Source organism: Pseudomonas sp. ML2-2023-6, from assembly GCF_037055265.1.
GTDB classification, from domain to species: domain Bacteria; phylum Pseudomonadota; class Gammaproteobacteria; order Pseudomonadales; family Pseudomonadaceae; genus Aquipseudomonas; species Aquipseudomonas kulmbachensis.
This window is the reverse complement of sequence record NZ_CP146347.1, coordinates 1353212-1366643: the sequence shown is the minus strand read 5'-3', so window position 1 is coordinate 1366643 and position 13432 is coordinate 1353212. Positions and strand designations below refer to the sequence as shown.

Sequence of the window (13432 nt, the reverse complement as noted above, 5' to 3'; positions counted from 1 at the left end):
GATCCGTATTCGCTAACATCTGGACCGTACGCCCACACATAACCGAGTTATTTAAACGCCGTTTTTATTTCGATCAGAAAACCATAAGAAAAATAATATTTTCTCTGAACCAACTCATTATTTTTATTAACAGTGGTGACCTATCATGCGAATCCTTGTCATTGAGGACGAGCCTAAAACTGCCGAGTACTTGCACCAAGGCCTGACTGAAAGTGGGTATGTTGTGGACCACGCAGCAACGGGGACAGATGGACTTCATCTGGCGCGCCAACATAGCTATGACGTGGTGATACTTGACGTTAATCTTCCAGAACTTGATGGCTGGGGAGTACTTGAACGTCTGCGTCAGAGCAGTAATGCGCGGGTCATGATGTTGACGGCACGCGGGCGCCTGGCGGACAAAATTCGCGGGCTGGATTTGGGTGCCGATGACTACCTGGTGAAACCGTTCGAGTTTCCTGAGCTACTGGCCCGCGTACGAACCCTGATGCGGCGCAGTGAGCACACTCCGGTTCCACAGGTGCTCAAGGTCGCCGATCTGGAGCTTGATCAAGGACGCCATCGGGCTTTTCGTGGTGACCACCGTATAGACCTTACGACCAAGGAGTTTGCGCTTCTGCACCTGCTGATGCGTCAAACCGGCGAAGTGCTCTCGCGCACCCAAATCATTTCATTGGTTTGGGACATGAACTTTGACTGCGACACTAACGTTGTCGAAGTCTCAATTCGTAGATTGAGAGCCAAAATTGACGACCCGTACGATAACAAACTGATCCATACACTCCGCGGTGTTGGCTACGTACTGGAAGCGCGCGAATGAAGCCGGTCAGTCTGTCAATGCGACTAGGTTTGACCGTAAGTATTTTGGGGGCGTTGCTGGTTGTATCGTTGGCTATCCTGGCTTTTTTCGCGTTGACACATGAGCTGGATACGCTAGCCAGAAGCAGCCTGGACAAGAAATTGCAGCAGGTTGAACAGCACCTCTCAATGTACGACGACACGGCCGATGTAAGCTCTAAACCTCACTCGTTGCTGGACCAGGTCATGGGGCATGACAATCTGAACCTGACCATTTATGACCTGACAAACCTCAGAAAGCCCTTACTGAAGTTCGGCTCTGGCTTGTCGGATTTTCGGGTTGAGTTGAAAGAAGCGAGCGCGACCGGCGACAAGATCACCTATTCCACTTATACCGATGACGAGGGTCGACACTTTCTTACTGCGTCCAAACTTATCCGGTTAAAGAACGGAGTGAGCGTTCCCGTATTGCTGTCGATGGACTGTGCAAACGATGAAGCGCTACTAAACGCCTATCTTCGCTCGACGATTATTGCTCTGCCGCTTTTACTGATATTCATCGGGATTAGTGCTTGGGCGGTGGTGCAACGAGGACTTTCGCCACTGAGAGAGTTCCGCAAAGTCGCCGCCATGATCTCGGCTCAAGACCTCAGCCACCGACTCTCCGTCGTCAAAATGCCTCAGGAACTCAGTGAACTGGCACATGCAATCAACTTCATGCTGCACAGACTCGACAGCGGCGTTCAGCAACTGTCGCAGTTCTCCGATGACTTGGCCCACGAACTGCGATCTCCTATCTCCAATTTGATGGGCAAGGCCCAAGTGACCCTGACTCGGGAGAGATCGGCACAAGAGTACAAAACGGTGCTGGAATCCTGTACCGAAGAACTGGGGCGCGTCACCCGAATCGTTGCGGACATGCTCTTCCTCGCTCAGGTCAGTCACCCGGCAGCGCTTGTCCCGTTCGAGACAATTACCCTGGAGGATGAAGCGCTGAAGGTCATCGATCTGTTTTCGCTGTCTGCGCAAGAAAAACAGATAAGCCTGAACGTCACCGGAAACGGCAAAACCATTGGCGACAGATTGATGATTCAGCGAGCTATATCAAACCTGGTATCCAACGCGATACGGCACTGCCCCGCAGAACATTCCATCTCGGTTGTTATCGAAAAACATGCCAAACACATCTCGCTACTTGTAGCCAACCCAGGCCCAGGGATCGAGTCTCAGCATCTGTTGCACTTGTTCGACCGTTTTTATCGAGTCGACACTAGCCGATCGCGAGGGGAAGGCGGTACCGGTCTTGGCCTGGCAATTGTCCGGTCGATCATGAGCCTTCATCAGGGTACGGCGCAGGTCCAAAGTGTGACTGGCGAAATCACCGTTTTCAGCCTGCACTTTCCTGATATTGCTGGGCAGACCACCTGGCAACAAGCAAGAAAGGCTCAAGCTTGAATTGAACCGCCCGCATGACGGCTCAACGATAGGGGCAGAAACCTGACTATGTCCCTTTCGGCTTTACCCGTGCAGTAGCTTGCGCGACCAAAGGGTCGTCAGGCCAAAAATGCTTGGGGTATCGGCCTTTGAGGTCTTTCTTGACCTCGTCGTATGTCGACTTCCAGAAGTTGGCCAAGTCCTGGGTCACTTGCACCGGACGCCTGGCAGGCGATAACAGGTGCAACTTGACCACTTGCCGACCACCGGCGATACGCGGGGTATCCGACAGCCCAAACAGCTCTTGCAGGCGTACCGCCAGAATCGGTGGGTGCTCGCTGTAATCCAGCCGCACCGAAGAGCCCGACGGCACTTTGATGTGATGCGGCGCCAGCTCCTCCAGGCGCTGGGGTAGCGGCCATTTGAGCAAGTTATGCACAATGCTGGACAGGTCGAGGTTGGCAAAGTGGCTCAACCGCGAGACACGCCCCAGGTACGGCGCCAGCCAATCCTCAAGCCCAGCCAGTAATGCAGCATCGCTGACGTCCGGCCATTCACTCTGGCCTTGAGCCTGCATATCAAGCTGACGCAGCAACGCCACGCGAGCCTGCCATTGGCGCAACTCCGGCGTCCACGGCAACAGCTCCAGCCCCTTGCGCCTTACCAGATTGATCAGTGCTTGCGTGCGCGCTGCTTCGTCCAGCCCGGTTAGCGGTTCGCGGCTGAGTACCAGCTCACCGACCTTGCGCTGACGCTCAGCGCGCAACACGCCTTCGCGCTCGTCCCAGTCAAGCTGATCGACAACGCTGACCTGCTCGCTCAATACGCCATCCAGCAACCCGGCGTCGAACTCGGCAGCCAGGTAGATGCGCTCTTCACGTTGGCCTTGGCGGCTACCCAAATCAGCGATCACCAGCCAGGGATGTTTCATCAGCACATCACTTTCGGTAAATACAGCAGCACGCCCGTTGGCCAGCCGGTACTCGGCACCGCCGGGTTTGCGTTGCAGGGCGATGCGGTCGGGGTAGGCCAGCGCCAGCAAGGCGCCCAGCCAGCGCGGGTGATCTGGGTCAGTGACCGGTTGTGTGGCTTTGCCGCGCAAGTAGCCGCGATATTGCCGGGCCAGTTGCTTGGCGCGCTGCACCCCACCCTGCCCGCCTCGCGCCGCGCGGCTTTCGCCCGAGAGCAGGGCCAGACGGCTGTGCACGTCCGCCCCGGCGCCGCGCAAAATATCTCGCTCACCCAATAGCGCCGCCACGTCACAGGCCATGTCGGCCAGCCCCAAATCCTGCCCGCGAATCAGCAAATGTGCGATACGCGGATGCGCGGGGAGCTCGGCCATCGCTTGACCGTGAGACGTCAGCTTTTGCTCGCGCAAGGCGCCCAGGCGTTCCAGCAATTGCTGAGCCTGTGCATAACTTGCACCGGGAGGCACGTCGAGCCAGATCAGTTGCTCCGGCGTCACGCCCCAGCGCGCCAGTTGCAGCGCCAGCCCGGCCAGATCGGCCTGGAGGATCTCCGCGCTGCCATAGGCGGCCAGTTGCGCGTGTTGATCTTCGGACCACAACCGGTAACAGACACCAGGTTCCAGCCGCCCGGCGCGACCGGCACGCTGAGTGGCACTGGCGCGGGAAATACGCTGAGTGTCGAGACGGGTCATGCCGCTACCCGGATCGAAACGTGGCACCCGCGCCAGCCCGGCGTCGATCACCACCCGCACGCCGTCAATGGTCAGGCTGGTCTCGGCGATATTGGTGGCCAACACCACTTTGCGCAGGCCCTTGGGCGCGGGCTCGATGGCTGCACGCTGGGCCGCGAGGTCCAGCTCGCCATGCAACGGGCAAATCAAAACATCGCTGCGCGACCCCAGCGCGTCGGCCAATTGCTGATTAACCCGGCGAATTTCTGCCTGCCCGGGCAAGAACACCAGCAGGCTGCCACTCTCATCATTGATGGCATCGAGAACGGTTTGTACCACCCGGGGCTCGATAAATTCACCGGGCACAAATGGTCGCCCCCAGCGCATGGTCACCGGGTAGCCGGCTACGTTAAAGGGGTTCAACCGATGACTTGGTCGCGAGCGGAGATCCCGTTCTACGAACAGGCTTGGAAAACATGCAAGAGCAAGATCAACCAAAATACCGTGACTTTTTGGAATTGCTGGAAGGTTAAAGGCAAGAAGGGAAAGCCAGTTTTTTTGAAGTTGGTTGACTTGTACTTATCTCATGGCTCTGAATTTACTGCAGAATTTCATGAAGCGATCCGGCGCGACTCCTTGAAACGTTGCAAAGTACAAAGCAACATGATTAACAAATTAGCCAGTTTCATTTCAGAAAACGCGTACCGCTTCCCTCCACAGGCTTTTAAGTCACCGGAAATAATGGAGGAGTTGTTCAAGGATTATTTTTGGCATTACCAAACCACGGAATGGGAACGTAATCAGGAAGAAGGCTTGAATATTCGCTCCTGGCGTGCTCTGCGACTAATCATTATCAGATCCTTTATCAAGCCAGGAATTTGGAATGCTGAAGAAAGGGCACTTGTCATTCCCCCTAGCAAACTCAAAGCAGGTGCCGAGCTCAATATCAGGACGAACAAACACGGAATCGAAATTAAAGACAAGTTACTGACGGAAGTCCCGCTTCATGTAACTGATATTCAAGCAATTGACCTACTTTATGGCGAGATCAAAAGTGATTTGCGCTGCGTAGAGAAATGGGGGTTATCGGAAGCGTTGAAATTACGCCGAGCACAGCGCATTAGGATTAGAGAAGCAAAGCTTGGTAAAACTCTTGACATTCGCGGTCAAAACTCACGCGATTATTACGATTTCGATAAAGTCGGCATTCAAAATATTTTCCATACTTTCGAATCCGAAGGTATGTGTGTACCAGATGAAGCGCGCAACCGTTACACTATAGGGCTACCAGCATTGGCATCTCTGCTCGGGTTGCCAACCAGCTACTCCCTATTTCCGTTTCAATGCCTTCTTACACTATATCATCCTGAGATCACTACAACTTTCTTAGAGGACTTGGATATATGGGAAGGAAAAAAAAGAGTCTCCTTCATAAAAGTTGATAAAGGGTACGAATTAATCGGCTTCAAAGATCGGCGAGGAAGTAAGCACTCCGAACAAAAGATTCTGCTATCGCCTCGAGCGGCAGCGCTTGTTCGTATGGTAGAAGACATCACTAATCCTCTCCGCGCTTATCTGAAGAAACAACGCGATCCCAATTGGCAAAAGCTGTTTCTTACATCCGGCAGCGGCTTCAACTACCCAACCGTTGCGGACACCAACATATTAAACCGGTGTGCAGTCAAGACCCGACGAACTCTCAGAGAGAACTTTATAGATAAACTGTCCCCATTTACTCACAAAAGGGATGCAGAACTGGTTGAATTCATAGAAAAGCTTTCAATTTCTCGAGTTCGTTCCCAATCTGCGGTGGCTGACTATATCCAGAACCACAGCCTGACCCGCCTGGCCAAAAAACTTGGGCATGCCCATTACTCGAGAGATCTACTTGAATCGTACTTACCAAAAGCAATCTATGACTTTTTTGCCACGCGGTATGTCAGGATTTTTCAAAAAGGCATCATTTGTGAAGCTATGAAGGACAGCAAATATTTCCTTCAAGCAACCAAGTTTGACAATTTTAATCAGTTACATGATTTCCTGAGCCGGTATGCACTGAAAGAAGTCCCAGAAAATCTTAAAACCATGGAAGAGAACAGGTTGGCAAACGGAGAGGTTGTGGAGGTTGGTGTCTCAGTCTCGACTGAGAGCATGACCGCGTTGCTATCAATTAGAGAGGCCATCAAGGCTAGCCAAACGCCAACCAATGTTAGGGGGCTCGCGAGGTATTGGTCTTCGATTTGCGATATGGTCGAAAAATTCATCCTTAAAAGCCGTGATAAAGTACTGCACAGTCATTTGAATGAAGCGATTAAAAACTGTAATCCAGACGCTTACAAGGGGATGATCCATGCAGCATCCTGAACACCTCGCACATTTCGCCAACTTGTTCAAAAAGCGTGATTTGAGTGACTTCATGAATGCGCCATGGCTCGTATCGAGCTACGAAAGCAGTAACTGGAAATATAACTTTGGCTACAAACTAGACCAAGAGCTGGATTGGAGCGTTCGCTTATATGATGGCTCGTTCTTGGTAGAAGACAAAAACTCAGATTTGCTCAAAGCTTTTAAAAGTTGGTTGATAGCAGCAACACAAAATGCTACAAGTCACATGCACTCCAATAGCATGGATGCGCAGGCAGCTGACTTTCGGAGGACACTGACTCTTATTGACCACATTCTACAAAGCGCTGAAAAGCTAGAACTTATAGCGTATGGCCTTAGCGCGCTAACTTATGAAGTAATGTGTGACATCCTAGAGCAGGTCGGCACCAGCAGTCACGTTGCGGTTAGCACCTATGACTGGAATAATCGCCTGACAAAATATTGTATTGAAATCTTGAAGAACACTGCCCCCTCGGATATCGACCGTTGTATCCAAGAAAATCCGTCTATCTCAGACATCACGCCCATCCAGCTGGAAGATAACAAGTTAGAGATCCCAATTGAGCTTATCCCGCGCATTCGGGCGGCACTGTATTTGAAGAAGATGTACCAGGCTATTCCCACAGGTGGTTACAACGTAAACTCAGTAAAAATCAGCGCCCAAATATATGCAAATACCCTTGCAGGTAAAAAACGCCTTAAACCTATGCATAGCATATTGGGTTTCGCAGGGAGACAGGATCGTTTCATCCGTGAACTTGACGGTGTGCCAGTCACGAATGGAAATCGTGACTGTATGACAACGCGTGATCTAGTGCTTTATCGGACATGCTTCGCATCCCTGCAGAAAATCATCCATTCGGGATTGCCGATTGCCATTACCTAGCCTAACTGATGTCAGAGAAATTGCTACTCTTAAAATTTCAGGCTCTGCTATGGGCAGGTTCAAGAATGTACCTACCCCTATTATCTTCAAGGCACTGAAGAACGGAATTGAATTTTATATTGAATATGGCCATCAGCTATTAAATAGCTACCTGAATATAACCAAGTACGCTCTTAAAAATAAAGTCAAGATCACCAGCATCCCGGATGACATTATAGTCTTATTGCTTGAACCTTCTATTGCCAAACTTGGAGTTCAGCACCTAGGCATTTCCACCCGTTCCTTTGGGAGAGGGCCTGGGACAGATTTAAAGATTAATAAAGCATTGTACTTTAAAAAATTGCGAAACAACTCCGGTTTACTAGAGCTGATTGCTGTCTTTTTCGGAGCAGTTCAGCTAGTGGTAGGTGCAACAATGGCGAAGCGGGGATCTGAACTACGCAGCCTCGACCCTAAAACATGCCTAAGCGACGACAAAACATGGCTAATAGCACCACTTGCGAAATCCACTCGGGGTTTACAAGGCCGACGGTCAAAGAACGCCAGACCGATTGATCCATTGGCCGCTCAGATGATTCAGACGATCATAGATTTCCAGAGAGAGCTAATCCACATTGGCTTCATCGATGAGCACCTCCTCCTATTTTCTTCCCCAGGCATCATCGGCACCAGCACGTTGACGCCGTGCGATGTCTATCTTTACTACAAGAATATTGATCTTTTCTGCGATTATTTCCAGGTAGATGTTGATGGCCTGTGCCGTCGTTACTACATCCGGCAACACCAACTGAGGAGATTCTTTGCGTTGGTCTTCCTCCACTGCGGCTACGGGGCAAGCGAGGGCATCTTGCAATGGATGTTTGGCCATACAGACCCAGCTCACATCTGGAACTACATAACGGAGGAGCTTCCGGGCAAGGAGCTTCGAAACACCTTGGCACAAGCACTCAGTGAGCGCATAGCCACTGCTGGCACTACTCACTATACTGACGTGATTGATCTGGTTGAGGAAAAATTTGGCACTCGAAATGTGTCAGTAATGGACTCTGAACAACTTGCCGGCTACTTTGACTTTCTCTTGGAGGGCGGCCAAATGACCATCGAGCCTCTTTTTCTGGAAAGCGATACTGGCTTCCGCGTTGAAATACTAGCAGTTGTGAGGAAACAAAATGAAATGGAATGAATTGAAAGAGATTCAAACATCTTCAATTGAACATACGAGAAAGCTACTCCTAGCCATAATTGCTACCCCCTCTAAATTCCTCGACGACGCACTGATAGTTGAATCGCTTGTAAGCCAGGCATCACTTGCTAAACTAGACTTGCAAATAATCGTCCATGACGAGTGCCTAAACATATCACCTATAAGTCTGAATACATTCAAGCAAAGGAGTGAAGAACGAATATCTGGTGGGTTCGCTGCGATAGATAGCTTACGCAAAAACGCAGTTTTGGTTGTCCGCAAAGAAAAAAACAAAACACCCACCAGAAACAACAGAACTAAAGAAGCAATGACCGAACAATTGGCGGAGCTCAAACTCAACCTCGACGTGCAAAAACGCTCTAACTTAATACTACTGCAAACTTTATTGGACGTTCGTAGTAAGTTGGATGGCGTCGTCAGCGCCCAAGATGAAGTCACTCGCAAAATTCGTGTTACGGAAATACTAAAGCGAATAACTGCTATCACTAGCCTTAATCCTGAAGCCTACCAACTACCACCAATTCAAAAAGCGCCAGTCATATCCATTAAGCCCAGGAACAATAAAAGATGACTGACGAATTCCTGGTGGAAACCCTAGAGCATGTTAATCTTTTCCAAAGAGTTTCGAGCGGCAAAGTAAGCAAGCATTCATTTTACAGGTTCCCATACATCAAGTGGCCGAACAAAGAACCATGCCACATTGCCAACCTCTACCTATTAAAATGTTCCAAGAAGCATAAGCAAATTTCTGCCGACGGTCGAAGACAGGATAGCAAGGGCGGAACATTAGGCCAGTACGCAAGCAATATCAGTCAACTTATAAGACGCTGCTGGTATCACGGTATCGACCCTTACCATATAACCGATAAATTTTTCGAAGATTTCATCATTGAGTTAATCGAGGAGCCCGATCCGAGAAGACCTGGAAAACCAAGGAGAAAAGACAGAACAACCATCAACATTGGAAGGGAGTGCTTGAATTTTTTATCTTGGCTTGGAGAGTTTTATGGCGATCCGAATTTTGTTTCCGAGAAAGGCACTATCAAGCTGACGACAGAAGAAGTCGTTCGAACATTCAACAACCAACACAAAGTTATAACTACAAAGTCACATCACTCCTTTCCACTCCCTTTTCGTGAGCACTCAAGGGGGCCGATTCCTGAACACAACATTGAGAAAATGGAGCAAGCCGTTAATAACAGCTCCAATTCCAACTTCCTCAAGGCACGGCACCTTGCACTCATAACTTTGCTTCAACATACAGGTGCTCGCAGAGCCGAAATTGCGTCAATCACTTTGGCTGCGCTCCGAGAATGCCAGCTCATGAAGTACCCAATGCTAAAGTTTTTGACACTCAAGCGCGGTGACGCCTTTATCCGAGAGGTACCAGTCAATGCGATTGCTTTGAATGAGGTAAAAAAATATATCGCCGAAAGACAAAAAGTCATTAAGATCCACCCCGAAAACAAAAATGACTTTCTCTTTATTTCAGAAACTACTGGACGCCCTATAGCCATTGAAACCATAACGTCCATCGTTTCCAAAATTCGATTAGCCGCCGGGATTGAAGAACAGGCATGCGCACACATGTTTCGTCATGCATTTATAACCAACCTTTTCACACTTCTTGTGGAACGGCACAAATTTGAAAGCAAGGATGAGTTTGAGTCCGCACTCATTAGTGACAAAGAGTTTTTGAGGAAAGTTCGGGAGTGGACAGGCCACAAAAGTATAGAATCACTTAGAGAATACTTAACTAAGGTTTTCGAAGATAACAGAAGTATTGGCTCTGCCGCTGAAAGCGTCCATACAACCAGCACCTTGACTTTATACCAGAAAAAATCCGACGCACTTTATATTGAATTTAAAAGCAAAAAAATAACGCAAGAAGAGTTCACGACGCGTAGTGACGAGCTAATAAGACTCCGAGATTTGGAGCTATCAAGATATTCTGGAAAGGCCAAACCGCTTCCTCCTGCATCCTAGACAAGCTCCTCGCTCAAGTCGGCCCCAGAGACATGAAGTCCGTGAAGAAAAACAAGTCCAGCATCAATTAATTGCCATTTTCCACAATGAGTAAAGGTGCTTATAGAAACCGCTTACCGGGTGGAGTAATTTCCCTAATCAGAAAAATTTATTTACTGCACTGCCACCATGATTTATTCAAGGAATTTAATTCTGTAAACTGCCGGGTAGTCACCACAGGCTGAGCTCACCAGGGAGAAAACACGCGAGAAAGCCATCGATGAAGATCATGATTGAAGAATGGGATGATGACGTTGCGATTCGAATTCCCGATGAAGCGTTGCAGGAGCTGGAACTCGATGTTGGCGACGCGGTGTATCTGATCAAGGGGTTCGTCGGCAATGCGCGCTGCCTTATCCTATCAAAAACGCCTCAGATCGCGGATCGCATCGACGAACTTACTGAAGCTTGGTAACGCCGAGGTGAAATAAAGCAGTCACTCGACGAGCCGGGCCTAAGGCCCGAATAAACGATCAGATTCCACAGCGCCTGAACTGTTCAAAAAATGTCGCAGGCGCCGTGGTAACAAATGCACCGCCCTACAATGCCGCGGAGCATTCTTGCTCGACAGGTTGAGGCGGCTCATTTTCGACCGGTTTTTCGATCACCTGATTGACCGAGCGAGCCGGGCCTTTGTTGAATCGATCGGGGAAGAAGGACTGGATTTTCCGAATCGCAAAGCTCAGGTATTCATCTCTCTTCGCATAGTCTTTGCTGTAACGACCCGATTCCGAGTTGACTTTCCAGACAGGTTCACCCGAAGAGCGATCCAGGATCATCTCACCCGCAATGCGAGCCGGTTGCATACCGGTCATGCTCGGATGCCCTAAGACAACGGGCTCCGAGATGTCTTCCGCCACGAACAAGCTTCCGTCCTTGCCAACCGCCCAGATCAACCATCGATTCGGATCCCCTGCAACTTCGGGATACAAGGAGACCAGCGATTCGTCCTGCGGGTCGAAGAAGCGAAGCATCGTTTCGTTGGTGCCCTCCCCGGTCTTCGAAACCTCATCTGGCTTGATGTAGTTCGGCGCCCGGATAGCACCGTAGTGACTGTTCAAATGATCTTCGTAGTGGTCGTGTCGACGCTTCAGCGCTTTGAGGAAAGCGTTGTAGAAGTGCTGCTCGCCAATGTCGACAGTGACGCTACCTTTCAGGACTTGCTCATCGAACCCCTGCAGGATGAGATCAGCATACACAGGGTCGAAGCGATAGACGCCTGAGATGGCGTTCCCCAAAGGTATATCGGTCGCATCAAGCAACACGCGGAAGACATGTCGATTCCCCCAGTGAAAATCCAATTGCCACTGTAGCCTGGCGAGATGATTCGTGAGGAAGCGCACTTTTTCTTCAGCCCACATCTCCATGCGAAGTGCGTCGACGACATGGTTGCCTTCCAGCGTCGACTCTCCCGCTTGATAGGGGGCTTTGTGCTCCAGCACATCATCACGCACTCGATGGATCGAGGAAAGCTTGATGTCGCAGCGGAATTCCTCGGCAGTGATAGTGACCTTTTCCATCCAGGCTTCTACCTCAGTGATGATCCGATCGGCCGTTGCGCGTGCGAAGGCATATTGCAGCCGCGCCTTCCTATCCACCGGGACGATGGAGACGTCTGGGACAATGACCTCTTCCCATTCCTCATCGAGATTTCGCACACGCATCACCAAGGCACAACGATTCCTCAACTTGCGTTCGGCACCAGGGCCGACGAGCTCACCCACGGTGGTCAGCTCAGCGCGGGCGTAGGGGCCGATCCTGTCATCGTGCACGTACACCCAGTCCGAATCGCCTCGGAAATCGTACCCGAGAGTAGTGATCGCATGCTGGCCCATGAACACCAGTTTTTTTCGGGTGACTTCACCGCTCTCGTTTTTCACCACCTTGAGCCTGTAAACGTCACCGGTCAGCATGACGGACAGGTCACTATCTATGTATGCAGAGACAAAACCACGGAACCATGCCGGGGTTCGAGACGTAAGATTGGCATCGTGGTAACGGATCCCTTCTACATCCAGCGCTCGCAAAATCTGCTTGTTACTCAGTCCCTGATTGGGGAAGCCGTTGCTCGATCCGCGAACGTAATTGAGCGCTGCAGTGGTGATTTCGCTGCATGAGCGTATACCTTTGACGCATCGGCCAGGCAAGCTATGTAAGGCTGTCCAAATGGCGGTAGTCGCACAAGCGGCCACCACTTTGTCCTGCTCCTGGAAGGCAATCGAATTGACGTGAAGCTTCACGCCGAACAAGTCGACATCGTACCGCTTCGAAAGCTTGCGCTTGGTGCCGGCACCCTCAGCAGTATCACCCAGGTGACGCAAGCAGGTTTTGCCTACGAATGTCTTGGTTAAAGGCTTGATGATCATGAAGCCCAGGTAATGCTTCTGCAGCCATGCGGCATCTTTGTCTTTCTTGGGCTCGCCGTGCAGGATGGCATTGACAATCTCATGCTTCAGCGAGCAGCTGAAGAAATGCAGGCGCGCGCACTGATACCCGTCGTTACCGAAGCGACCTACATAGAAGTTTGAATAGTCCTCCATGAAGTCGCGATCAATGTACTTCGGTTCTAGCAGGATCGTGCTCTCCGCATCCTTTTCAGGGGTTGGATTGAACTGCGCGAGGTACCGAAAGATGTAGTTGATCTGCGGCTTGTGGAAGATGTCAGCGTGATCGTAGCCGAAACACTCATGGATCAAAGCAGCAAGCGTCGGCTCAGCGAATTTGGAAATGAGGTATGGAGTCATTATGGTCGCGCAAAAAAAAGCAGCCTGTCGGCTGCCTTTTTCGTAGAGGTCGAGATTATAGGCTGCAGGTCTTGGCTAGCAGCTCGCGGGTCACTTCTTGTGTTTTGAACTCGTGTGCCAGACGCTTGTTGAATGCATCAGATCGTTCACGCGTTTGACGGAGGCGCTCCTCGCGGTTTTCCCCCATGCGGCCACGTGCTTCTGCTACCAATCGCTCTAAGCTCATCTTGAGTCTCCCCAACGGAAAATTTCGCTGCCTGCGGTCATCGCCCCCCTAGGCGACAACCAAAAACTCACTACTCAACACACGGCTGTCA

Annotated in this window: 9 protein-coding genes and 1 pseudogene; 8 read left to right on the top strand and 2 right to left on the bottom strand. The window is 50.5% G+C overall.

Annotation, left to right across the window (positions count from 1 at the left end; genetic code table 11):
- Window positions 1-145 precede the first annotated feature (145 nt).
- Window positions 146-820 (top strand): heavy metal response regulator transcription factor, encoded by a 675-nt coding sequence (locus tag V6L79_RS06315; protein ID WP_261740832.1) that lies wholly within the window; start codon window positions 146-148, stop codon window positions 818-820.
- Window positions 817-2253, top strand: a complete 1437-nt coding sequence (locus tag V6L79_RS06310) for a heavy metal sensor histidine kinase (RefSeq protein WP_261740831.1) — start codon at window positions 817-819, stop codon at window positions 2251-2253. Before V6L79_RS06315 ends, V6L79_RS06310 begins: the two co-directional genes overlap by 4 nt.
- 46 nt (window positions 2254-2299) lie before the next feature.
- On the opposite strand, the pseudogene hrpB reads toward V6L79_RS06310, so the two are convergent.
- Window positions 2300-4270 (bottom strand): annotated as a pseudogene (hrpB, locus tag V6L79_RS06305) (ATP-dependent helicase HrpB); the annotation flags it as partial.
- Window positions 4271-4297: 27 nt separating this feature from the next.
- On the opposite strand from hrpB, the gene V6L79_RS06300 reads away from it, so the two are divergent.
- From V6L79_RS06300 to V6L79_RS06275, 6 genes are all read left to right on the top strand, one after another.
- Window positions 4298-6235: a hypothetical protein gene (locus V6L79_RS06300; protein WP_338579948.1), complete on the top strand. Its 1938-nt coding sequence runs from the start codon at window positions 4298-4300 to the stop codon at window positions 6233-6235.
- The gene (locus V6L79_RS06295) at window positions 6222-7142 is read left to right on the top strand and encodes a hypothetical protein (protein ID WP_338579947.1); all 921 of its coding nucleotides are present in this window, start codon (window positions 6222-6224) and stop codon (window positions 7140-7142) included. The genes V6L79_RS06300 and V6L79_RS06295 overlap by 14 nt, the downstream gene beginning before the upstream one ends.
- Window positions 7129-8325: a hypothetical protein gene (locus V6L79_RS06290; protein ID WP_338579946.1), complete on the top strand. Its 1197-nt coding sequence runs from the start codon at window positions 7129-7131 to the stop codon at window positions 8323-8325. The genes V6L79_RS06295 and V6L79_RS06290 overlap by 14 nt, the downstream gene beginning before the upstream one ends.
- Window positions 8312-8917, top strand: coding sequence for a hypothetical protein (locus tag V6L79_RS06285; RefSeq protein ID WP_338579945.1), 606 nt, complete (start codon window positions 8312-8314; stop codon window positions 8915-8917). The genes V6L79_RS06290 and V6L79_RS06285 overlap by 14 nt, the downstream gene beginning before the upstream one ends.
- Window positions 8914-10332 (top strand): tyrosine-type recombinase/integrase, encoded by a 1419-nt coding sequence (locus V6L79_RS06280; protein ID WP_338579944.1) that lies wholly within the window; start codon window positions 8914-8916, stop codon window positions 10330-10332. The genes V6L79_RS06285 and V6L79_RS06280 overlap by 4 nt, the downstream gene beginning before the upstream one ends.
- Before the next feature lie 259 nt (window positions 10333-10591).
- Window positions 10592-10786, top strand: coding sequence for an AbrB/MazE/SpoVT family DNA-binding domain-containing protein (locus tag V6L79_RS06275; RefSeq protein WP_338579943.1), 195 nt, complete (start codon window positions 10592-10594; stop codon window positions 10784-10786).
- 124 nt (window positions 10787-10910) lie between these two features.
- Here the strand turns inward: V6L79_RS06275 and V6L79_RS06270 are convergent, their stop codons facing one another.
- A complete protein-coding gene (locus tag V6L79_RS06270; protein ID WP_338579942.1) occupies window positions 10911-13115 on the bottom strand; it encodes a hypothetical protein in 2205 nt (734 codons plus the stop codon).
- Window positions 13116-13432: the final 317 nt, after the last annotated feature.